A 22,039-nucleotide genomic window follows, 5' to 3' on the forward strand; every position below is an offset into this window, starting at 1 on the left:
ATGGGTGCTGCGGGTTACGGAGCTGTGCTGCCTGAAGGTGTGGCGGCCGTGGAAGTGACGCTGGAAATGGAGTCCAGCGGCACGCTGAGGTCCCCGACCTTGACCGCGGGGACGCCCAGGGCGAAGGACACGGAATCGGCCACGCCGCTGTGTGCCGTCCCGTTCGCGTCCGTCCACGCAATGTCGCGCCCGATCATGGCCGCGGCCGCGGTGCGCATCTGCAGCGAAAAGTTCTCCGTTGCCGTCTTGTCCATGCTGGTCAGTTTCTCCATGGTGGCCAACTGGGTGGTCTGGGAGATCATCTGGTTCGTGTCCATGGGCGACGACGGATCCTGGTTGCGCAGCTGGGTCACCAGCAGGTTCATGAAGACCTCGGAGTCCATGGCCTGCTTTGGCGTGCGTGCCGCGGCAGTGCTGTAGACACCGTTGGCCGCCGGTGGCGGCAGGCTGCTGGCGACACCGGTGGGCGGGGTGATGGCTTCAGTAGTGATGGTGGGCTCCTGTTCTAAACCGTGATGTCGAGCGATGTCGGGTGCAAGGGGGCCGGGCCTGTCTCGTGGCGGGGCGCGGCCGGTGGTTCCGGGCCTGCCGCGGCGTCCAACGGCCCCTGACCCGCCTGCCCCGTGGCCGGGCCGTTTTGGCCGGCGTCCTGGCCGGCGTGCTGTCCGGCGTTCTGTCCGGGGTTCTGTCCAAAGGCGTGCGCCTGCCCCCCGCTCCCGCCGTTCAGGGACGACGACAGGGTCACGGACGACTGCAGGCCCTGTCCCGCCAGGTCCCGGCGCAGCTCGGTCAGGATCAGGCGCAGCCCGTCCCGTCCCGCGTCTGTCGCGGCCGCCAGTTCGATCCGGACACCGTCGGCGGACAGGTGGGCGCTGACGGTGACCGGCCCGAGCGACGCCGGCACCACCTGCACCGTCATGACCCGCTGCCCGGCCTGCCCCGTGGCCAGCTGGAAGATGGGGCGCGCGAGCTGCTCCGCCAGCGGCGGCGCAGCCTGGTGTGCGGGCGCGGCGGGCGCCGCCTGCGTGGCTACGGCCGCCGGCGGGACCGCCGGCAGGTTGACGCCGGACACAGCCGGGAGCCCGCCTTGCTGACGGCCGTCCTGCTGGCGGCCGTCCGCCGTCTTGTCCCCGCCGTCCTGACGTACGACGCCGGCCGCGGGCGCCAGGCCGGCCGCCCCCGTCGTCGTTGCGGCGGCTGTGGCTGCGGCGGCTGTGGCGGCTGCCGGGCCGCCGGAGGCTGCCGCGGACAGGGCGGCCGCCGCGGGTGCGGCCGCGGAGGGCTGGCCGGCACCCGTCCCGGCTGGGGCGCCGGGCGCCGTGCTCCCGGCTGCCGGGACGGCGGGACCCGGATGCCGTGGCGCGGGCTTTCCGTCGCCGGACGGGGCCGCCGCCCCGGTTGCGGCCCTCCCGGCCGTGCCAAGGTCCGCCGCGGTGGCGGCGCCGGGCGTCACGGCACCCGCGGCGGCATGGCCGGTCCCGGGCACTGCGGGAGCCGGCACCCCGGGAGCCGGCGCGGCAGAATCCGGCGCGGCCGCGGACCCGGCGGACGGTGCGGACCCGGTGGACGGTGCGGACCCGGCTGCGGAAGCAACGGTACCGGCAGCACCAGTACCGGCAGCAGAGGCCCCGGCAGCCACAGTCCCGGCGCCCGGGGCTTTCTGGACGGCTGCGGGCGCGGAACCGGCGGCGGCGGAAATGGACGTGCCGGAACCGGCGGCGCCGGGAACGGACGTGCCGGGAACGGGCAGCCCGCCCGGCCAGGCCAGGGCCGCTGCGGCCGTCGGCACACCGGCCATGGCGCCGGCGTCGGCGTCGGACGTATCGGGCTCCGCCCCCGGGCGGCCGCCGCCCTTCGGTGTGCCGGAATCCTGTGCGGCGGCGCCGGGCGCGCTGCCGCCGCGCGGCTTGCCGTCGCCGCCGCGCGGCTCCCCGGCGGCCGCCCCCACGGCGTCGTCCAGGTGCTCGGAAAAGCTGGGGCCCGGCTGCTTCGCCACCGCGTCGCCCGCACCGCGGCCGGGCGCCCTGGCCGGGGCGGCCGGCAACGGCCCCCCGCCCGCCACGGCGGTCACTCGCCGGCCTCTCGGCGGGACAGGGCCAGTTCATCGAGGAAGCCCTGTTCGGCGTGCAGCTCGGCGGTGGCGTACTCGTCCTGGTGCCGCTCGGCCAGCTTTTCCAGCGGGCTGGCAGCTGTTTTCGCCTCGAGCAGCGCGGCCTGGGCCGAGTCGGCGTCCGACTCCAGTGTCGCGGCGAGGGCCTGCAGGTCCAGCAGCAGGCTGCGCGAGGCGGCCCGCGACGCAGCCGCTGCGGCAAGGGCGGAAGCCGAGGCGGGGTCGGAGCCGGAGTCGGCCAGGGCGCCGCGGGTTGCTGCCAGCCGGCGGCCGTGGGCCGTCCGCCGGGCGTTTGCCTGCCCCAACGCCGCCGCGGCCTGGTCTTCCTGCAGCTTACGCAGGCGGAGAAGTCCTGCGAGCCGGAATGCCTTGGTCATGAAAGCCCTCCAAACAAGTTGACTAGTGAACGCAGTTCTGCCCACGATTCCCCGGCGGAAACCTGGTGTTCAAGATCCTGCTGCAGGAAGCGGTTGATCGGTGCGGCATGCAGCAGGGCCGCGTCCACCAGGGCATTGGTCCCGGCCTGGTAGGCGCCCACGTCGATCAGGTCCTGCGCGGCCCGGCGCGCGGCCATGACGCGGCGCAGCGTGGCCGCGTCGGCCTTTTGTTCCGGGGTGCACACCTTCGAGGCCACGCGGGAGATGGAGCCAAGGGCGTCGATGGAGGGAAAGTGCCCGGCGACGGCCAGTTTCCGGTCCAGGACCACGTGCCCGTCCAGGATGGAGCGCACCGCGTCGGCGATGGGCTCGTTGTGGTCGTCACCGTCCACCAGCACCGTGTACATCCCCGTAACGGAGCCGTGCATGTCCGTGCCGGCACGCTCCAGGAGCCTGGCCAGCACGGAAAAGGTCGACGGCGGGTACCCTCGGGTGGCGGGCGGTTCGCCGGCGGACAGCCCGATCTCGCGCTGGGCCATGGCCACGCGGGTGAGCGAGTCCATCATCAACACCACGTCGGCGCCGGTCTCGCGGAAGGACTCGGCGATCCGGGTGGCCGTGAACGCCGCACGCAGCCTGACGAGCGCGGGCTCGTCGCTGGTCGCGACCACCACAATGGACCTGGCCAGGCCCTCGGGGCCAAGGTCGTCCTCCAGAAATTCCCGGACTTCGCGCCCACGCTCGCCCACCAGGGCAATGACCGAGACGTCGGCGTCGGTGCCCCGGGCGATCATGGACAGCAGCGATGACTTTCCCACGCCGGATCCGGCGAACAGGCCCATCCGCTGCCCCCGCCCAACAGTTGTCAGGGTGTCCACCACCCGCACGCCCGTGCTCAGGGGGATGCGGATCCGGGCCCGGTCCATGGAGTTGGGTGAGACGTTCGCGGCCGGCACACCGGGGCCCGCGGCCAGCGGCCCCTTGCCGTCAATGGGCCGGCCCAGCCCGTCCAGAACCCTGCCCAGCAGGCCCCGGCCCGTGGGGACCAGCAGCGGTTCAATCCGGGCCCGGACCAGATCGCCCTGCGCCAGCCCCTCCATGCGGCCGAGCGGCATGATGGTCAGGGTGTCCCGCCCGACGGCGACCACCTCGGCGTCGGTGTTCCGCCCCCCGGGTTGGGAGCCGGTGATGGTGACCAGCCCGCCCACGGCGCAGCGCAGGCCCCTGACCTGCGCGGTCAGGCCGATCACTGCGGACACCACCCCCACCCGTTCGGGGGCGGCGGCGCGCAGGGCGGCCTCCAGGCGGGCGGCGCCGTGCCCTGTCAGCGCGACGGGCCAGGCGGTGCTCATGCGGGGTCCTCCAGCAGGGCCTGCCGGGCGCGGTCCAGCGCGGCGGACAGGCGTGCGTCCAGGTAGCCGTCCGCGTATTCGACCACCGCGTCGCCGGGGGCGGTGCCGGGGTCGGCCACCGGATCCAGGCCGGCGTCCGCCAAGGCTTCCGTGCCGATGGCGGACAGGTCCGCCGGGTTCAGCCGCACACGGGGCGGGCCGGGCGCATCCTGCACCGCCTGGACACGGGCCAGGATGCCCTTGGAACGCGTGTCGCCGTCGTCGAGCTCCCTGCCCAGCACCGCCTCGGCCAGGGTCAGGGCGCAATCCAGGAGCGTTTGTTCCGCCTCCGCGAGCACGGGCGCCGTGCGGGCCGCCAGCGCGGCGGCCGCGGCGGCCAGGGCGGCCTGCTGTGCCGCGGCACGCGCCCGAAGGTCGGCCAGCAGGGACTCGTGCGCCGCCTCGAGCTCGGCACGCCGGAGGGCCCCCTCCTGACGGGCGCGGTCCTGGCCCGCCGCGTAGCCCAGGGTGTGCCCGCGCCGGTAGCCGCGGTCCACCGCCTCGGTCCGGAGCCGGGACTGTTCGGCGGTGGGCACGGCGGGGAACACGAGGGGTTGCAGGGACTCAGGCCGGCCGGTATATGCCGTGGGGCTAGTAGACATAGTCGTCATCGTCCGCATCCCCGCGGTGCACGGAAATCTCCCCGGTCTCCTCGAGTTCGCGGATGATCCGGCCGATGTCGGCCCGGGCCTGCTCCACGTCCGAGGCCCGCACCGGGCCAAGCGCCTCAATTTCCGCGTCGAGGAGGACGCGGTTGCGCTCGGAAATGTTGCTGCGGATGGCGTCCTGCACGGTCGCGGGGGCGCCTTTCATGGCCAGGGCCAGCGCACCGGCCTCCTTGCCGCGCAGGGCCTTCTGGATGTCCTGGCTGTCAAGCTTGACCAGGTCCATGAAGGTGAGCATCCGCGAGCGCACTTCCTCGGCCAGGACGGGGTCCCGCTCGGTGAGTTCGTCCAGCAGGGCACGCTCGGTGACGGCGTCAGAGCGGTTCAGGATGTCCACCAGCGGCTGGACGCCGCCGATCACGGCCATTTTGTCGCGCGTGCCCACCACAGTCAGGGCGCGCTGCTTCAGGGCCCGGGCCAGGATCCCCACAAATTCAGGCGTGGCCGGCCCCATCGTGGCGATGGCCTGCGCCACGTCGGTGCGGACGTCGCCGGGCAGCACGGCCAGCGCGGCGGAGGCCCTGTCCGGGCGCATGTGCGCCAGCACCAGGGCGATCGTGGCCGGCAGCTCGCCTTCGAGCAGGCCTGCCAGCTGGCCGGGATCGGCGTCGTCAAGGAATTCGAAGGGCTTGCCGGCGATCTTGGTGGAGAGCCGGTTCATGACCCCAGCGGCGCGTTCGGCGCCAAAGGAGGCCTCGAGCAGGCCGGCGGCGTAGTCGCGCCCGCCCAGGGCGGCATGCCGCCCGCTGGTGACGAGGTCGTGGAATTCGTCAACCACGGAGTCGGCCACGTCCGCCTGGACGCGGCGCATGTTGACGATCTCGGCGGCCACGGCTTCGGCCTCGGCCTCGGTCAGGTGCGCCATGACCGCGGCGGCCGCGGGCTGGGAGAGCTGCATGAGCAGTGCGGCGGCCTTCTGCACGCCGGTCAACTCCTTTGTCTCGCTCACACGCCGGCCTTCTCGTCCATGAAGGAGCGCAGCAGCGCCGCGGTGCCTTCCGGGTCCTTGGCGGCCAGCGCGTTAAGCGATTTCCGCTTGGTGGAGGACTCGCTTGGTTCGCTGATGGGCAGCAGCACCGGTTCCGGGATGGCCGGCAGGGCGCTGGTTTGCGGCGACACGGTGACCAGCGGATCCAGCTGTCCCAGCTCGTCCTTGCGCTCACCCAGGTCCACCAGCCGGCGCACCTGCCGGCGGTTTTTCCGGGCATACAGCACCAGGGCCAGCAGCAGCAGGAGCAGCGCGCCCGCGGCGATCAGCAGGTTCTGCACCGTCTTGGCCGTGGCGGCGGAATTCGCCTCAGCCGTGGCCGCGTCGAGCGCGGCCTTGGCGGCGTCGGCCTGCGCGGTGGAGAAAGGCACCACCTTGAGGCTGACGACGTCCCCGCGGGTCCTGTCAATGCCGGCGGCGGCCGCCACCATGTCCGTCAGCGTGGCCGCATCCACCTTTTTCGCCGCGTTGGTGTCCACGGCAACGGCCAGGGACTGCCTTTGCAGGGTCCCGGCCGGGATGCTGGTGTTTGCCGTGGTCTTGTCCACGGCGTTGTTTTTCGTGGTGGTGGTCGATTCGTTCGTGCCGGCCGACGACTGGCCGGAGGGGACGGCGATGTTGTCCGGGCCCAGCACGCCGGCGCCGGTGCCGGCGCCCCCGTTGGACTTGTTGGTGCTGGAGGACTCGTTGAGGGCGGGTGCGCCGGTGGGCGAGGCGAATGATTCCTTCACCACCTCGGAGGAGGACTTGTCCATGGCAGCCGTCAGCGAGACTGTGGAGTTGCCCGGCCCGAGCACGCGGTCCAGCATCGCCTGGACGGCCGACGTCGTCCGCCTTTCGTATTCCGTGGCCTGCTTGTCCGCCCCGCCGCCCAGGGCGGTCCCCGCCGCGGAGAGGACATTGCCCTTGGCGTCCACCACGGAGACGTTGGCCGGCGTCAGGCCCTCCACGGAGGAGGAGACGAGGTGCACCACGGCGTCCACCTGGTCGGGGGAAAGCTGGCCCGAGCCGGAAGACTCGACAAACACGGAGGCGGTGGGGTCTGCCTTCGTGGAGCTGAAGACGGTGCTTTCCGGGATGGCCAGCTTGACCGACGCCATCTGCACGCCGTTCATGGCCATGACGGTCTTGGCCAGCTCCCCCTCCATGGCGCGCTTGTACGTGACATTTTGCTGGAATTCCGAGGACGTCACGCCCATCGTGTCCAGCAGCGAGTACCCGGCGGTGGTGGCGGCCGGGAGCCCTGCCCCGGCCGCCTTGAGCCGTTCGTCATAGACCTTGGCGTCGGGGACCAGGATGGTGGTGCCGCCGTTGGTCAGCTGATACGGCACATTGTCCGTCTTAAGCTGCGCGACGATTGCGCTGGCGTCGGCCGCGGCCACGCCGGAGAACAGGGGCGAGTAGGTGGGCTTGGTCAGCCAGGTGCCCAGGGCCACGGCGCCGAGCACCAGGACTGCGATGCCGATGACCGCCAGGGTGCGCTGGGCCGTGGTGAAGCCCTTCAGCGTCCCGGAGGCGCGGGCCATGGCTTGCGAAAGGACCGGTGGCATCAGGCCTGCATCCGCATGATCTCGTTGAACGCGTCGACGCCCTTGTTGCGCACGGCGGCAACAAGTTCCAGCGTCACCTGCGCGCGGGCGGCGGCGATGGTGGCGTTGTGGATGTCATCCAGGTTGCCGGTGACGGCCTGGACGGCCAGCGTCTTGGCATCGCTGGAGAGTGCCTGGACATTGTCCAGCGCCCCCGCCAGGGCGGCGCCGAAGCCGGTGCCGCCGGTGGCCGCAGGGACCTGGCCGGCGTTGTGCACATAGCCGGTGGCTGCCGTTGCCTGCACGCCGATGATGGGTGTGGGGCTCATGGGTTATTTTCCAATCTGCAGTCCGGCTTCATACATGACCTTGGCGCGGTCCACGACGGCCGCATTGGCCTGGTAGCCGCGCTGGGCCATGATGAGCTGGCCCATCTGCGAGGCCAGGTCAATGTCCGGGTAGCGCACATAGCCCTTGGCGTCGGCCAGGGGGTGGTCGGGTTGATAGACCATCCGGCCCTGGGCATTGCCGAACGCGGCGCCGGCCACGTAGACGCCGGAGTTCCCCTGGCCCGCCTCGGCCAGCACATAGCGGGCACGGAAGGCGTCGCCGCTGGTGGCCGTCACTGTGTTGACGTTGGCAAGGTTGTCCGAGACGGCGTCGAGCCACTTGCGGTGCAATGTCAGGCCTGTTGCGGCGATCCCAATTGCGTCGGTCATTACTGTGTCCTCAATGCCGTGCGCATGGAGGTGAACTCGCCGTTGACGGCCTGGGCCGCGAATTGGTAGCGGAGCGTCGTCTCGACGTTGGAGAGCGTCTCGGTGTCAAGGTTGACGTTGTTGCCGTTGGTCTGCGTCGGCTCCAGGGACAGCGCCGTGGTGGCCGTGACATGGCCGTCGCCCGCCTTCACGGAGGCGGCCAGGGCGTCCTCAAACATGACGCGCTTGGCCCGGTATCCGGGCGTGTTGACGTTGGCAATGTTGTCGGCGATCGCGTTTTGGCGGTCGGAGAGGGAATTGAGGGCGCTCGTCAGCGCAACGGTGACCACGGAATCCAGCACAGCGTACTTCCTCCACGAAACGGGCCGGTCCATGGCCTGGTGACGAGCAGTCCGTGCTCGAGTGCAACTATCGGCAGCCCTTTCGCGCATGTAAGGTGTTTCGTGCAGCGCATTTTTCGTGCGCGCGGCAGGTTACCCGGTCACATCGACGTACACGGAACGGGGCTGCGCCCGCACTGGCTGCGCGCGAGCCAGAAGCTCTGCAGTCTCCCTCACGGCCGCGCCCAGGAGCTGGGCCGCCTCGGCCTGTGCCGCCGCCAACCGCCGGGCACGGGCAGCCAGCTCCACTGGCAAGGGGCCCGGATCGGCGGAGGGCACCCACGAGGCAGTGTCGTGCTGGAGCCCGGCGGGCTCGGCACGGGCCAGTACGCAAGCCAGTGCCACATCGGCTTCCAACCTTTCCAGCAGCACGGGCCAGATGCTCATGCCAGGGCCGCCTGGTTTGACAGCTGCGGGGCAGGAAGGATTGTGGAGGGTGCCGCCGCAGCCTCATGCCATGTCTGGCGCAGTGGTTCCAGCAGCTCAATGCATTCGCGGGTCAGCTTCACGTTGCGGTGGATATTGGCGTACATCAGTGCCGTCCCGGCGTAGTTGTAGATGCCCAGCAGGTTCCCGGCGCCGTCCCACATTCCGGTATTTAGGGAACCGGCCAGTTCGGCGATGATGTCCTGGGCGTGGACCAGCATGACATGCGCAGTCTGCCAGTCCTGCGACTCCTGGGCGTCCTGTGCCCGGGAGAGGTCCAGCAGCAGCCGGTCATAGAGCATGGTGAGCAGGCGTGCAGGGGAGGCGGAGAGAATCGCCTCGCGCTGGTAGCTGTTCAGGGCCCGGGCTTGGTGGAGCGTCACTTGGAACTCTTTCCGTTGGCGGACAGTGCGTCAAGCTGTGAGTTCAGCCAGCTTTGTTGAGACTGCAGCTTTCCCAGCTGCACCTCCATGCTGTTGTACTGCGCCTGCAGCGTGGACCTTTTCGCTGCCAGGCGGCCATCCCAGTCGGAGATCTGGCTGTTGAGGCTGTCAATGGTTTTTTGTCCGCCCTGGATCCGCTGGGTCAGCGTCCCGTTGACGGGATCGGAGACGGACGCCGCGGCCGCCGCAACCCTGCCCGTGATGGTCTGCAGCGCCGTGGTCACGCCGCCGGGGTCCTTGGCGTAGGCGGCTGCGAACGCGGCCGGATCGAACGTGATGTCCCCGTCCTTGGTGGTGTTGATGCCGATGCCCGACGGCGATTGGCCGGCCACCGGGTCTGACACGGCCCCGTACAGCCTGTCCCGGGCCATGGTGACGCTGCTTTGGCCCGTGAACACGCCCCCTGTGACCGTGGAGGAGCCGTTGGCCCCGACCGTGGTGGAAACGGCTGTCCCGGACTTGATGGACCCCAGCAGGGAACTGATGCCGGCAACCAGGCTCCCGGCGGCGGCGGAGACCTTGTCCGTGTCACTGGCGACGCTCACAGTGGCGGGGGTGTCGGTGCGGGCGTTGACCGTGATGTCCAGGCCCGGGGCAATGCCGGTAAAGGTGTTGCTGGCGGAGGTGATGGTCGTGGCGGCGGCAGTGCCGGCCCAGAGCGTTACCTGGGCATCCTGGCCCTGGCTGAGCACAGCGGATGTGGCGGCGTCGGTGAGCTTGGGGGCCGTGCCGCCGTCCACCTCGGCTGCATTGCCAAAATAGGCTGTGAAGGCGGCGGCTGCGCCCGTCTGGCGGGAGGTCAGCTGAAGCCGGTAGGTGGTGTTGCCGTCGGTGTCCTTGCCGGCGGCGACCGTCACGGCTGAGATCCCGGCGTCGGAGTTGTTGATGGCCAGGGCCATGTCGTCCAGGGAGGCGGATCCGGCCGTGACCTCGGTCTTTGTGCCGTCGGCCTTGACAAAGGTCATGGAGGTGCCGGGCGCAGCCGCCATGGCTGCGCTGACCACCGAGTGGGACTGGGCCAGCTGTGTGACGCTCAGGTCCAGGCTGGTGACGGAGGCACCGGAGGACGCGGAGGCTGTGATGGCGGGGGAACTGGATGCGGCCTTGACGAGGGCCAGCCCGCCGGGCTTGGTGAGGTCGGCAGCCTTCGCGGCCAGGGAGGCGAAGCCGGCGTTCACCGTTTGCATGGCCGCCATGAGCGCGGTTTGGGTGCCCGCCTGGCTCTTTAGCTGGGTTTGCGGGCCGGCCGCCACTTGGATGAGGGAGTTGATGATGGACGCCGTGTCCAGGCCGGACACCAGCCCGTTGATGCCGAGGGTCATGGCGTGGCTCCTGAGGTCGGTGGATTCTTGCGGACCGGCGGGCGGACAGGCGCACTGGCCTGCCCGCCCGCCGCCGGGTCACGGCCCGGATATGCCGGGCCGTGAGAGTGTCGGCCTAGCCAAGCAGCTTCAGCACGGACTGCGAGCTCTGGTTGGCCTGGGCCAGCATGGCAGTTCCTGCCTGGGAAAGGATGTTGTCCTTGGTGAACTTCGCCATTTCGGAGGCCATGTCAACGTCTGTGATGCTCGACGCGGCGGCGGAAAGGTTTTCCTGGCCGACGTTGAGGGTGTCTATGGCCGAGTTGAGGCGGTTCTGCACGGCACCGATGTTGGAGCGTGCTGCCGAGACTGCCGCGATCTTCGTGTCGAGCAGGTCGATCGCCTTCTGCGCCCCCACGGAAGTGCTGAAGTCCAGCCCGACAACGCCACTGCCGACAGCAGTGCCTGTGGAGTCGACGAAGCCACCCTTGGCGTCCGCGCCGGCTGCGTCCGTAGCCTTCACGGTGCCGCCGTCCTTGGCAGTCACGACGACACCGATCCCCGCGCCATTGCCGTCCTTGACGACCGTGGCCGAGAAGCTCGCAGAGAAGTCCGCGTTCTTGTTCAGGTCCGCCGCGAAGGCATCGACGTTGGTGTAGGTGTTGGCGGAGAGGTCGACCGTGGCGGTCTTGGAGCCTCCGGCCGTCGAAGAGGTGAAGGAGTAGCTGGCGTTCAGGCCTGACGGTGCTCCGGTGCCGGTGTCGAACGCCGCCACGTTGAACTGCGTGCCGGTAGAGGATGCCTTCAGGCCTGAAGCCATCGAGGAGAGGTCGACGCCGGAGAGGTCCATGCTGATCTGGTTGGACTGCCCGGACCCGGCACCCACCTGGAATTTCAGGTTCGCCGAGCCGTCCAGCAAATTGATGCCGTTGAAGTTCGTGGACTTGCCAAGGCGGTCCAGTTCGTCGGACAACTGGCCGGCCTCGGTGGAAATGGCCGTGCGGGCCGCAGTGTTGTTCGAGTCGTTACCGGCTTGCACGGCGAGGTCACGCATGCGCTGGAGGATGTTCTGGGCCCCGTTCAGACCGCCTTCAGCTGTCTGGATGACGTTGATGCCGTCCTGGGCGTTGCGCGCTGCCACCTGGTAGCCGTTGACCTGGGACTTCAACCCCTGGGAGATGGACAGGCCGGCCGCGTCGTCGGCGGCGCGGTTGATGCGCAGGCCGCTGGAGAGCTTCTCCATGGATGAAGACAGGGCCTTCTGGGTGTTGTTGAGGTTGCGGTAGGCGTTGTTGGCCGCGGTGTTTGTATTGACGATCATGCCCATGATGTGAATCCTCCGTGAGTGTGGGTACGTAACTGGCCGCCCATCCGTGGGCAACTGCCAGCAACTCTCGGCAACTCTTTCCGGGCCGTTAGGAGCTTGGGTCCGCCAATTCCGCGAACCCTGCCTCTCCGGCTGTGCTCAGCCCAGCGCCGGCATGGTCCGGGCCACGCCATCCCGGGCCAGGCCATCCCGGGCCGTGTGGCCCAGCACCCTCGTGGCGCCGCCCAGTGTGCGTGCGCCCAGCTCGGTGAGGTATTCCTCGCGGCGGGAGGCGGCCACGCGGGCGTGCGGCGCGGACCCCGCATCCGCCGTGGCCAGGTAGTGGCGCTCAATGCCGTCCCGCAGCAGCCGCATCGCCTCGGTGCGCTGCTGGGACACGGCGGAGTGGCTGGAGCCGAGCTCCTCGGACAGGTCCTTGACGCTGCGGTCGCCGTAGTAGATCTGCTCCACGATGTAGCGCATCTTTTCCGGCAGCGCCGCAACTGCCGCGCCCAGGAAGTCCTCGTGCTCGGACTGCAGCACGGCCTCCTCCGGCGTTTGTGACGTTGCCGCGACCATTTCCGCGATCACGTCGCTCAACGGCGTGACGCTGCGGGCGGCGTCGAGCTGGGACGCCTCGACGGTGGCGCGGTCCACGCCCATGGCAGCGGCCAATTCGGCGGCGGAGGGCAGGCGGCCCAGGGCAGCGGACAGCGTTTCCTGCATGACGGCAAGCTCGCTCATGCGTGACCTGGCACCCCGGGTGGCCCAGTCCTCGCGCCGCAGCTCATCGGCGAAGGCACCCTTGATGCGGCGCCGGGCGTAGGCCCCGAAAGGCACGCCAAGGCTCGCGTCAAAGGACTCCGCGCACTGGATGAGCGCAATGGCGCCGACCTGCGTAAGGTCCGGCCTGGACAGGTGACTGGCGCGCATGCAAATTTCAGAAACCAAATACCCAACCAGTGGCAAATTTTGCACCACAAGTTGGTCGCGTTCTTCGCGATTCAAAGTATTTCCCCCTCGGCAACTTATGACAGAACGTCGCAACCGACACCCCCCCAGGTGTGCCACATGCGAATATCACAAGTGACACTTCAATGTAAACCACATTGGCAAGGGGTTGCAGTCCCCGGGTAGGCTAATTTCATATCGATTTGGCAACATTTATGTCTCAGTTCGCCGGAGTTCAGGGGCCTCCCAGCCAAAACGTGTAGGACTGGGCCTTACGGAACGTACAGGGTGCGCCGATAGGTTAGTGGAGACACCCTTCGGCCCGTTGAAAGGACCTATCACGTGGGGCCTGAAGAATTAACCACCCTGCTGTGGCGCGAACGCGAGCTGCTGGACCTGCTGGTCTTCAAGCTGGATGAGGAGCATTTGATCCTCCAGTCCGGCAAGACGCGCTGGCTGGACCATGCCACCCGCGAAGTTGAGCACGTCATGGACCGCCTCCGGGCGGCATCGCTGGAGCGGACGGCCGTGGCGTCCTCCGTCGCCGTCGAATGGGGCCTGGCGGACAACGCGACCCTGCAGGACCTCGCCGCCGCAGCCGCGGACGGACCCTGGGGCGAGATCCTGTCCGCCCATTTTGCGGCGCTGACCACGCAGGTGGACCAGCTCCGCAGCCTGCGCGACACCAACCTGCAGTTTCTGCGCGCCGGCCTGCGCTCCGCGCAGGAAACCGCTGCCGGGCTGGCTCCGGATGCGGGCACCTACAACCATCTGGGACACACCCGCCAGGATGCGGGCTCACGCTTCCTGGACCAAAGCGTTTGAGATGCGTAAGGACACACGTTGAGTACTTTTAGCGGCCTCACCACGGCACTGTCCGGACTGAACGCGGCCCGGACCGGGCTGAACGTCGTCGGACAGAACCTGACCAACGTCAACACCGCCGGCTACACCCGCCAGCGGGCGGACCTGGCCTCAGTCGGCGCCCCGGCCAGCGGCTCGCTCTACAGTTCCGGCGTCAAGCCGGGCCAGGGCGTCGCCGTCTCCGGCATCGCCCGCCTGGGCGACGCCTTCCTGGACGCACGGGTGCGGACCGCCTTCTCGAGCGCCGGCTACACGAATGTCCGCGCCAACGCCGTCAGTGACATCCAGGCCCGCATGAAGGAGCCGGGGACCGACGCCGTCTCCGGCCAGCTGACATCCTTTTGGGCATCGTGGCAGGCCGTCAGCAACACCCCCGGCGACGCCGGCCCCGCGGCCACCCTGCTCCAGGGTGCCACAACCCTGGCCCAAAGCATTGGGGACGGGTACAGGGGCCTGGACACGCAGTGGTCGCAGACCCGGTCCCAGGCGGACATGCTGGCCGGTGAAGTGAACTCCACGTCCGCCCAGGTGGCCGACCTCAACGACAAGATCCGCTCGTCCGCCGCATCGGGGGTTCCCAGCAGCGCGCTCATCGACCAACGCAACACCCTCACGGCCAGGCTCTCCCAGCTGGTGGGAGGCACCGTGCGGGACCTGCCCGACGGCGGCAACGAGATCCTGCTCGGCGGCAACGTCCTGGTCTCCGGCAGCCAGGTCAACGCGGTGAACGTCACGGGTCCCACCAGCATGGGCGCCGCCAACGTGTCCGGCGCCGGCCCCGTCCAGCTGGAATGGGCCAAGCGGCCCGGCATGCCCGTTGACCTCGACGGCGGCCAGCTGGCAGGCACGCTCTCAGTGCTGGCCCCCGCCAACGGCGGGACTGGCGGAGTGATCGCGGAGACGGCCGCCGAATACAACCGCCTGGCGGCGAACCTGGCCGACCAGGTCAATGCGGTCCACACCACCGCGTACACGGCCGACGGCACCCCGGGAGGACCATTCTTCAGCTACACGCCGGGGCAGGCAGCCGCCACCCTGGCCGTCGTCCCCAAGGACGTGACCGGCGTTGCCGCCTCCGCCAGCAACGTGAATGGCAACGACGGGTCCATGGCGGACAAGATCTCCCAGCTTGGCATCGGCCCCGGCTCCCCCGATGCGCAGTGGACCAAGACCGTCCTGACCACGGGAACGGCGGCCCGCACGGCCCTGCAGCAGGACGTTGCGGCCGGCACTGCACTGACCAACGCCGTGACCGTCCAGCAGTCCAACGCCTCCGTGGACATCGACGAGGAAAACGTCAACCTGCTTGCCTACCAGCATGCCTACCAGGCGGCGGCCCGCGTCATGACAGCCATTGACGAGTCGCTGGACGTCCTCATCAACCAGACCGGAAGGGTGGGACGCTGAGAATGATGACACGGGTCACCATGCAGACCATGGCCGCCGCGGCGCAACGGAACCTGCAGGCCAGCTCCGCCAAACTGGCACAGTTGCAGCAGTCCGCCACGGACCTTAAGACGTTCTCCAACGTCTCCGACAACCCCGCCGCCGCCGCGGACGCGATGGCAGTCCGCGCCCAGCAGGCCGCGGCCGCGCAATACGGCCGCAACATCTCGGACGGGTCCGCCTGGCTGACCACGGCGGACAACGCGCTGGCCAGCGCCACAACGCTCCTGCAGAACGCCAAGGACCTGACCCTGCAGGGCGCCAACGGCGCCATCAACCAGGACGGGCGCGATGCCATCGCCGCGCAGCTCGACTCCATCGGCAAGGACCTGCTGAGCAAGGCCAACACCCAGTACATGGGCCGGAGCATCTTTGCCGGCAACTCCAGCGCAGGCGCGGCCTATACGGACGGGAATCCGCCGGTCTACAACGGGGACGCCAGCACGGTGGAGCGCCGCATCAGCCCCAACACCACCATCCAGGTGGACGCCAACGGCGCAGCCATCTTCGGCCCCGATAAGAACGGAGATTCTGTGTTTGGGCTTCTGAAGACGATCGCGGACACGCTGCGCGGCGGCGGCGACGTCTCAGCGCACATCGACGCCATGGACAAGGCCCTCAGCACCGTCATCAACGGCAGCGCCGAGGTCGGCGCCCGGCATGCGCAGCTGCTGCGGGCGCAGGACGCCAACGCGAACGCCGTCGTCGACCTGGAAAACCAGCGCTCCGGCATCGAGGACCTGGACCTGTCCAAGGCCTACCTGGACGTCAAGACCCAGGAAGTGTCCTACCAGGCGGCTCTGGGCGTGACGGCAAAGGTGCTCCAGCCCACGCTCATGGACTTCCTGCGATGAGCACCACCGCGCCGCAGCTCCCGTCCGCGCTTCACTTCACGGCGCCCCCGCCGGGGCTGGAGCCGCGCGTGGACTTCACCTTGGCCGCGATTGAGGGCGCCACGGGGCTGTTTTCCCTGACGGCCGCGGACGCCACGGTGCGCCTCTTCGTCCTGGACGCTGCCGCGCACCTGCCGGACTACGCCCCCCGGCCGGACCCGGCCGACGTCGAACGCCTGGGCACCGCCGCGCCCTCGGTGCTCGTGGTGGTGAACCCGGGCACGCAAAGCACTGTCAACCTCGCCGCCCCCATCCTGCTCAACGCCGGTACCGGAGCCTGCCTGCAGGTCATTCTCGAGGGCCCGCAATGGCCGCTGCGCGCGCCGCTGAACGCCGCCTGACATGGCAAGGGTCCCGACAGGCCCGACCGCCGGCGGTCGGGCCTGTCGGGACCCTTGAACGGCGGCTAGTTCAGGTAGCCGTTCGGGTTGAGGACGTACTTGGTCGCGGCGCCGGCGTCAAACTCGGCATAGCCGCGCGGCGCGTCGGTCAGTGGGATCGCCTTGGCGTTGACGTTCTTCGCGATGTGCACCTTGTCGTGCAGGATCGCCATCATCAGGCCCCGGTTGTACTTCATGACCGGGCACTGGCCCGTGGTGAACGCGAGCGACTTCGCCCAGCCGGTGCCCAGGCTCAGCGACAGCGAACCCTTTTGCGCGGCGGCGTCGATGCCGCCCGGGTCGCCCGTGACGTACAGCCCGGGGATGCCCAGGGAGCCGCCGGCGGCGGTGATGTCCATGAGCGAGTTGAGCACGGTTGCCGGCGCCTCGTGGCCCGAATCCGAACCGTGGCCCTTCGCCTCAAAGCCGACGGCGTCCACGGCGCAGTCAACCTCCGGGACACCCAGCAGCTGCTCGATCTGCGCCCCGGGATCACCCTTGGTCAGGTCGATGGTTTCGCAGCCGAAGGCTCGGGCCGCAGCGAGCCGGTCCGCGTTCATGTCACCGACAATGACGACGGCGGCCCCCAGCAGGTGCGCCGACGTCGCCGCGGCGAGGCCCACGGGGCCGGCCCCGGCAATGTAGACGGTGGAGCCCACGCCCACGCCGGCGGACACGGCGCCGTGGAAGCCGGTGGGGAAGATGTCCGAGAGCATGGTGAGGTCCATGATCTTCTCCAGCGCCTGGTCCCGGTCAGGGAACTTCAGAAGGTTCCAGTCGGCGTAGGGCACCAGGACGTATTCGGCCTGGCCGCCCACCCAGCCGCCCATGTCGACGTAACCGTAGGCGCTGCCCGGGCGGTCCGGGTTCACGTTCAGGCAGATGCCGGTCTTGCGCTCCTTGCAGTTGCGGCAGCGGCCGCAGGAGATGTTGAACGGCACCGAGCAGATGTCGCCCACCTTGATGAATTCGACGTCCGGGCCCACCTCGACCACTTCGCCGGTGATCTCGTGGCCCAGCACCAGGTCGGTCGGGGCGGTGGTGCGGCCGCGGACCATGTGCTGGTCGGAGCCGCAGATGTTGGTGGCGACGGTTTTGAGAATCACGCCGTGGGGCACCTTGCGCCCCACATTGGCCGGGTTGACGCCTGGTCCGTCCTTCAGTTCAAACGTCGGGTAGTCGATCTCAATGATCTCGACCTTTCCCGGTCCCTTGTAGGCAACAGCCTTGTTTCCTGACATGGAATGCTTCCTTCCTCGCACTTCGGGCAGCCAGGTCTGGCAGCCCGATTCCACAAGAACCCCCCGGCGCGCACCAAAAAAATCCGTGGCAGCTTCGTCACCAGTGTCCTGGTGCGCGAATTTCACTGGAAAAATCCGGGGTTGTCGCCAGCCTAGTCCGGAAGGAAGGAATATGTAAGGGGACAGCGTTTCGGGGTCCCGGGGAAGCGTCGCCCAGTCCGTTGGAGGTGACAACACGTCCCACGCGGCGTCACCTCCAGCGGCGAGCGAGCCGTTCACAGCACGTCCGGCAGACCTTTGACGTAGGCCGCCTGGCCGCCGTGCTGGACGCAGTCGTTCACAATGCTGACAAGGCGCACCCCAAGTGTCACGGCAGGGTTCCAGCGGCTGTCCACCACCCGGTCGAGGTCGGCGTCGGCCAGCCCGCGGACGTAGTCAAGGCTCTGGCCCAGGACCGCCTCGTGGTATTCGCGCAACAAGTCCGTGGAGTCCACCCGCACCCTGTCCACCTGCGCCGCGGAGTGGCCGTAGCCGGTATCGGCCGCGTCCAGCGCGAAGCCGAACCTGCCGGCGTAGCCGCCGGAATGCCACACGGACGGCATGCCAGCCGCCGCGGCAAGCTGTTCGTCCTGGCCGCGGCTCAGGTGCCACACCAGCCAGGCGACGGAGTTGCCCGTCCCGCCGGGGCGCCAGTTGATCCGCGCGACGTCCATCCCATCCAGGACGCCGTCCACAATGTCGCCAATCCGTCCGAACGCATCCACCAGCAGCTGTGAAGACTTCATGGGTGCCATGCTTTCACTGCGGGATGGGCACGTCCAGTGTCCGGGTGCCGGCTTCTGCCCGACCTGTTACAGCGGCAGGCCCGCGCCCGGCTTCAGGTTCTTCATGACCAGGGTGGAACTGACGCGCTGCACGCCGGGCAGCACTGTCAGCTCGTCGTCGAAAAACTGCTGGTACGCCGTCAGGTCCTCGGCCATGACCCGCAGGATGTAGTCGGGATCGCCGAAGAGGCGCTGGGCGGAGGTGATGTGCGCGTTGGCGCTCACCCGGGCCTCAAACTCATCCACCGTTGCCCGGTCAACCCGGGCCAGGGTGACAAACACCAGGGCCTCAAAGCCCAGGCCCACCGCCGCCGGGTCGATGACGGCACGGTACCCGCTGATGGCGCCCGTAGCCTCCAATTCCTTCAGACGGCGGTGGCACGGAGCCACCGTCAATCCCACCTGGGCGGCCAGCGCCGTGGCGGACATGCGCCCGTCATTTTGGAGCCTGCGCATAATTTCTCTGTCAAGATCGTCAATCACGGCAAAATCTTATCGCACCATGGTGCTAATTCGATAAAATCGGTAAGCACTTTTGCCGTCCCATTGCCTAAGATTGCTCCCATCACCAACGTCGACAGGAGCACCCGTGGATCCGCAGGCACTCATTGGCTTCCTCATCATTGCCTTCGCACTCACCTGCACGCCGGGTCCGGACTGGGCATACTCCATCGCCGCGGGCCTGGGCCGGCGCAGCTTTGTGCCCGCGGTCGCGGGCCTGTGCAGCGGTTACGTCCTGCACACCATCCTGCTCGCCGCCGGGATCGCCGCCGTCATGGCTGCCATTCCCGCCCTGCTGCTCTGGCTGACTGTGGCCGGCGCGGTGTACCTGTTGTGGCTTGGGTTTGTGACCGCGCGGTCCTGGCGCAGCGCCGGGCTCAGCGCTGCCGGTTTCAGTTCTGCCGGTTTCAGTGCTGCGGGCCCAGGTCCGGCGGGGCCGCTCAGCGGGCCCGCCACCGGCCCCGGCGGCCGCCGCGCCTTCCTTCAGGGCGTGGGCACGAGCGCCGTCAACCCGAAGGCGCTCCTGTTCTTCGTGGCCCTGACCCCGCAGTTCATCCGGCCGCACGCCGCATTTTCCGTCCCCGCGCAGTCGGCCGTCCTGGGCCTGTCCTTCGTGGCGTGCACGGCCGTCATCTACACGCTGGTCGCGGCCGGTTCCCGGAAGCTTCTTCGTTCCCGCCCCGGCGGGGCCCGCGTCATCACGCTCTGCAGCGGCGTCATCATGCTCGGACTGGGCACCATGCTTCTGGCGGAGCAGGCAGTCCCGGTGGCGGACGCCGCCGGCCGGCTGTTCGCGCACGGCTGACGCCCCCGGCGACGCGGAAACGTGGCCTTCACCCGGACGCCTGCGAATTACCCCTGCGCCGCCCGCCAGGCGGCCAGTTCGGCCAGGAGCTCCTCCTTCCGGGCGTCCCGGGCGAACGAGGACCGGATGGAGTTGCCGGCCAGCCGTTCCAGGGTGTCCGCGTCAAAGCCGAACTCGTCCACCAGCGCCGCAAAGTTCGCCCCCGCGTAGCCGCCAAAGTAGGCGGGGTCATCGGAATTGATGGAGACGTTGAGCCCGGACGCGAGCATCTGAGGCAGGGGGTGCGCGGCCAGGGTGTCCACGGCGCGCAGCCGCACATTGGACAGCGGGCACACCGTCAGCGGCACCTGCCCGGTGGCCAGCCGCTCGACGAGCCGCGAATCCTCCACGCAGCGAATGCCGTGGTCAATGCGTTCCGCGCCGAGCAGGTCCAGCGTGTCCCACACGTAGCTGGGCGGGCCCTCCTCGCCGGCGTGGGCCACGAGCCGCAGACCGGCGTCCCGAGCCCGGTCAAAGAGCCGGATGAACTTCGACGGCGGATTGCCCACCTCGGCCGAGTCGAGCCCGATCCCGATGATGGGCGCGTCCATGGCCAGGAGCTGTCCCAGCACGTCCAGGGCGTCGTCTTCGGGCCGGTCGCGCAGGAACGCGGCGATCAACCCGGTGGTGATGCCAAACTCGTCAAAGCTGTCCGCGAGCACCGAGGAGATGCCGGCGACCGCCGTCGTCAGCGGGATGCCGCGCGCCAGGTGGGCCTGGGGGTCAAACATGACCTCCGCGTGGCGGACGCCGGCTTCCCGGGCCCGGCCCAGGTAGGCGCGGGTCATGTCCGCGAAGTCGGCCTCGGTGACAAGCACGGCCATGTTGGCGTAGTAAAGGTCGAGGAAGGATTGCAGGTCCGTGAACTGGTACTGGGCCCGCAGCCCGGCCAGGGTGGGGTGGGGCAGCACCTTGCCGTTGCGGGCCGCCAGCTCCAGGATCAGCTCCGGTTCGAGCGTGCCTTCGATGTGCAGGTGAAGCTCGGCCTTGGGCAGGATGGGGGCGCCGTCGGGGGTTTCCATGTCCGCCAGTCTACGGCGGCGGCCCCACCGGGCGGGCCGCCGCCTCCGGTGCGTCCGACGATTTAGGCTTCGGGCGGTTCGGAACGCGACAAATGCCGCCGCGTGTTGCAACATGGCATGTAACAGCCCTTTGGAAACCTTTGAGCTCAACGAAACTGGTTCACTTCAATGACAACTCCGCTCACCCCGCCCCCCGAGCCCGACGACGCCCTGGTCCTGACCCCTCCCGAGGCGCCGGAGATCGTGACGCCGGAGCAGGCGCCGGGCATGATCCCGGTCGAGGCCGCACGCCAGGCTGAAATCAACGTCCAGGCCAAGGAGTTCATCGCCGGCATCGCGGCCCTGGACGCGCGCAGCCCGGAGTTCAGCCGCAGGGTGGAGGGGCTGTCGTCCCTGGCCGCGCCGGCCATGAGGTCCTCCGCGGACACCTCCAGCCGCATGCTGGAACGCTCCGCCACGTCCGTCTCCAGCGCCAAGCGCAGCGGCAACAGCGCCCAGGCGCATGTGGCCCAGACCCTGGGCGAGCTCCGGGCCACGGTGGAATCGCTGACGCCGAACAACGCGGACCTCGGCGCGGGCCGGAAGATCCTGGGCATGATCCCCAAGGGGAACAAGATGGCCAAGTACTTCCAGCGCTACGAGTCCGCCCAGGGGCAGCTGGACGCCATCATCAAGTCGCTCATGGCCGGCCAGAACGAGCTGGGGACGGACAATTCCGACCTCGCCCACGAAAAGGTGCAGCTGTGGGACACCATGCAGGTCCTCAGTGAAACGGCCGTCTATGCCAAGGCGCTCGACGACGCGACCGCGGACAAGATCGCCCAGCTGCGCCGGTCCGGGCAGGAGGAGCAGGCCCAGGCACTGGAGGCCGACGTCCTCTTCCCGATCCGCCAGCGCCACCAGGACGTCCTGACGCAGCTCTCGGTCTCCGTCCAGGGCTACCTGGCCATGGACCTGATCCGCAAGAACAACCTGGAGCTGATCAAGGGGGTGGACCGCGCCCGGACCACCACCATCTCCGCCCTGCGCACCGCCGTGATCGTGGCCCAGGCCCTCGCGAACCAGAAGATGGTGCTGGACCAGATCGACGCCGTCAACACCACCACGAACAACATGATCCTGCAGACCTCGGAGATGCTCAAGGACCAGACGGTGCGCATCCACCAGCAGGCCGCGAGCTCCGGCGTCAGCGTCGAGACCCTGAAGAAGGCGTTCGACAACGTCTACGCCACCATGGACGCCATCGACTCCTTCCGGGCGACGGCGGCGAAGAACATGGACGGGACGGTGCACGCCCTGGAATCCGGCCTGGAACAGGCCAAGCCGTACCTGGACCGCTCACGGAAGGCGGAGGACGGGGAGAAGTAGGCCCCGGCGGCCGCACTCCGGCGGCAGGCCCCGGCGATTCAATTCAAGCCAGCCCCAACGACTGTGCTTG

25 protein-coding genes are annotated in these 22,039 nt (G+C 69.0%); 6 read left to right on the forward strand and 19 right to left on the reverse strand.

From position 1 onward, the window contains the following. Window positions 1-14 precede the first annotated feature (14 nt). The 15 genes from G6034_RS15180 to G6034_RS15250 form a co-directional block, all read right to left on the reverse strand. The gene (locus G6034_RS15180; protein WP_425485534.1) at window positions 15-527 is read right to left on the reverse strand and encodes a flagellar hook assembly protein FlgD; all 513 of its coding nucleotides are present in this window, start codon (window positions 525-527) and stop codon (window positions 15-17) included. After that, entirely contained in the window at window positions 506-2,071 is a 1,566-nt protein-coding gene (locus tag G6034_RS20195) for a flagellar hook-length control protein FliK (RefSeq protein WP_176635950.1), read from the reverse strand. Before G6034_RS20195 ends, G6034_RS15180 begins: the two co-directional genes overlap by 22 nt. Further along, window positions 2,068-2,487: a flagellar export protein FliJ gene (fliJ, locus tag G6034_RS15190; protein ID WP_176635951.1), complete on the reverse strand. Its 420-nt coding sequence runs from the start codon at window positions 2,485-2,487 to the stop codon at window positions 2,068-2,070. The genes G6034_RS20195 and fliJ overlap by 4 nt, the downstream gene beginning before the upstream one ends. Further along, window positions 2,484-3,839, reverse strand: a complete 1,356-nt coding sequence (locus tag G6034_RS15195; RefSeq protein WP_176635952.1) for a FliI/YscN family ATPase — start codon at window positions 3,837-3,839, stop codon at window positions 2,484-2,486. Before G6034_RS15195 ends, fliJ begins: the two co-directional genes overlap by 4 nt. Next, complete coding sequence (locus tag G6034_RS15200; RefSeq protein WP_176635953.1) at window positions 3,836-4,480, reverse strand: FliH/SctL family protein; 645 nt, start codon at window positions 4,478-4,480, stop codon at window positions 3,836-3,838. The genes G6034_RS15195 and G6034_RS15200 overlap by 4 nt, the downstream gene beginning before the upstream one ends. Then, complete coding sequence (gene fliG / locus G6034_RS15205) at window positions 4,470-5,492, reverse strand: flagellar motor switch protein FliG (protein WP_176635954.1); 1,023 nt, start codon at window positions 5,490-5,492, stop codon at window positions 4,470-4,472. The genes G6034_RS15200 and fliG overlap by 11 nt, the downstream gene beginning before the upstream one ends. After that, window positions 5,489-7,081, reverse strand: a complete 1,593-nt coding sequence (gene fliF / locus G6034_RS15210; protein ID WP_176635955.1) for a flagellar basal-body MS-ring/collar protein FliF — start codon at window positions 7,079-7,081, stop codon at window positions 5,489-5,491. The genes fliG and fliF overlap by 4 nt, the downstream gene beginning before the upstream one ends. Next, window positions 7,081-7,389 (reverse strand): flagellar hook-basal body complex protein FliE, encoded by a 309-nt coding sequence (gene fliE, locus G6034_RS15215; protein WP_176635956.1) that lies wholly within the window; start codon window positions 7,387-7,389, stop codon window positions 7,081-7,083. The genes fliF and fliE overlap by 1 nt, the downstream gene beginning before the upstream one ends. Window positions 7,390-7,392: 3 nt before the next feature. Further along, window positions 7,393-7,779, reverse strand: coding sequence for a flagellar basal body rod protein FlgC (locus G6034_RS15220; protein WP_176635957.1), 387 nt, complete (start codon window positions 7,777-7,779; stop codon window positions 7,393-7,395). Continuing rightward, entirely contained in the window at window positions 7,779-8,120 is a 342-nt protein-coding gene (locus G6034_RS15225; RefSeq protein ID WP_176635958.1) for a flagellar basal body protein, read from the reverse strand. The genes G6034_RS15220 and G6034_RS15225 overlap by 1 nt, the downstream gene beginning before the upstream one ends. Before the next feature lie 132 nt (window positions 8,121-8,252). Further along, a complete protein-coding gene (locus G6034_RS15230) occupies window positions 8,253-8,546 on the reverse strand; it encodes a hypothetical protein (RefSeq protein ID WP_176635959.1) in 294 nt (97 codons plus the stop codon). After that, window positions 8,543-8,968, reverse strand: coding sequence for a flagellar export chaperone FliS (gene fliS / locus G6034_RS15235; RefSeq protein WP_176635960.1), 426 nt, complete (start codon window positions 8,966-8,968; stop codon window positions 8,543-8,545). Before fliS ends, G6034_RS15230 begins: the two co-directional genes overlap by 4 nt. Next, window positions 8,965-10,350, reverse strand: a complete 1,386-nt coding sequence (gene fliD, locus G6034_RS15240; RefSeq protein ID WP_176635961.1) for a flagellar filament capping protein FliD — start codon at window positions 10,348-10,350, stop codon at window positions 8,965-8,967. Before fliD ends, fliS begins: the two co-directional genes overlap by 4 nt. A gap of 115 nt (window positions 10,351-10,465) precedes the next feature. Further along, the gene (locus G6034_RS15245) at window positions 10,466-11,656 is read right to left on the reverse strand and encodes a flagellin N-terminal helical domain-containing protein (protein ID WP_176635962.1); all 1,191 of its coding nucleotides are present in this window, start codon (window positions 11,654-11,656) and stop codon (window positions 10,466-10,468) included. A 138-nt stretch (window positions 11,657-11,794) separates the two neighbouring features. Then, window positions 11,795-12,706 carry a sigma-70 family RNA polymerase sigma factor gene (locus tag G6034_RS15250; protein WP_425485533.1) on the reverse strand — a complete coding sequence of 304 codons (912 nt, stop codon included), beginning with the start codon at window positions 12,704-12,706 and terminating at the stop codon, window positions 11,795-11,797. Between the two features lie 222 nt (window positions 12,707-12,928). Here G6034_RS15250 and G6034_RS15255 point away from each other — a divergent pair, with 222 nt between their 5' ends. Genes G6034_RS15255 through G6034_RS15270 form a run of 4 tightly spaced genes read left to right on the forward strand, consistent with a single transcriptional unit; the run spans window position 12,929 to window position 16,130 of the window. After that, window positions 12,929-13,411, forward strand: coding sequence for a flagellar export chaperone FlgN (locus tag G6034_RS15255; protein ID WP_176635964.1), 483 nt, complete (start codon window positions 12,929-12,931; stop codon window positions 13,409-13,411). A gap of 18 nt (window positions 13,412-13,429) precedes the next feature. Then, window positions 13,430-14,857, forward strand: a complete 1,428-nt coding sequence (flgK, locus tag G6034_RS15260) for a flagellar hook-associated protein FlgK (protein ID WP_176635965.1) — start codon at window positions 13,430-13,432, stop codon at window positions 14,855-14,857. Between the two features lie 2 nt (window positions 14,858-14,859). Beyond that, entirely contained in the window at window positions 14,860-15,750 is an 891-nt protein-coding gene (gene flgL / locus G6034_RS15265) for a flagellar hook-associated protein FlgL (RefSeq protein ID WP_176635966.1), read from the forward strand. After that, complete coding sequence (locus G6034_RS15270) at window positions 15,747-16,130, forward strand: flagellar assembly protein FliW (protein WP_176635967.1); 384 nt, start codon at window positions 15,747-15,749, stop codon at window positions 16,128-16,130. The genes flgL and G6034_RS15270 overlap by 4 nt, the downstream gene beginning before the upstream one ends. A gap of 65 nt (window positions 16,131-16,195) precedes the next feature. Here the strand turns inward: G6034_RS15270 and fdhA are convergent, their stop codons facing one another. From fdhA to G6034_RS15285, 3 genes are all read right to left on the reverse strand, one after another. Then, window positions 16,196-17,410, reverse strand: a complete 1,215-nt coding sequence (fdhA, locus tag G6034_RS15275) for a formaldehyde dehydrogenase, glutathione-independent (protein WP_176635968.1) — start codon at window positions 17,408-17,410, stop codon at window positions 16,196-16,198. A gap of 275 nt (window positions 17,411-17,685) precedes the next feature. Further along, entirely contained in the window at window positions 17,686-18,195 is a 510-nt protein-coding gene (locus tag G6034_RS15280) for a mycothiol transferase (protein ID WP_176635969.1), read from the reverse strand. A gap of 66 nt (window positions 18,196-18,261) precedes the next feature. Next, on the reverse strand, window positions 18,262-18,717 hold the full coding sequence (locus G6034_RS15285) for an Lrp/AsnC family transcriptional regulator (RefSeq protein ID WP_343038092.1): 456 nt from the start codon (window positions 18,715-18,717) through the stop codon (window positions 18,262-18,264). 106 nt (window positions 18,718-18,823) lie between these two features. On the opposite strand from G6034_RS15285, the gene G6034_RS15290 reads away from it, so the two are divergent. Then, window positions 18,824-19,540, forward strand: a complete 717-nt coding sequence (locus tag G6034_RS15290; RefSeq protein ID WP_176635970.1) for a LysE family transporter — start codon at window positions 18,824-18,826, stop codon at window positions 19,538-19,540. A 47-nt stretch (window positions 19,541-19,587) separates the two neighbouring features. Here G6034_RS15290 and G6034_RS15295 read toward each other — a convergent pair whose 3' ends face one another. Continuing rightward, a complete protein-coding gene (locus G6034_RS15295; protein WP_176635971.1) occupies window positions 19,588-20,601 on the reverse strand; it encodes an adenosine deaminase in 1,014 nt (337 codons plus the stop codon). 168 nt (window positions 20,602-20,769) lie between these two features. On the opposite strand from G6034_RS15295, the gene G6034_RS15300 reads away from it, so the two are divergent. Beyond that, complete coding sequence (locus tag G6034_RS15300) at window positions 20,770-21,969, forward strand: toxic anion resistance protein (RefSeq protein WP_176635972.1); 1,200 nt, start codon at window positions 20,770-20,772, stop codon at window positions 21,967-21,969. Window positions 21,970-22,039: the final 70 nt, after the last annotated feature.

Source organism: Arthrobacter wenxiniae (assembly GCF_013376105.1).
In the GTDB taxonomy this organism is placed as follows: Bacteria; Actinomycetota; Actinomycetes; order Actinomycetales; family Micrococcaceae; genus Specibacter; species Specibacter wenxiniae.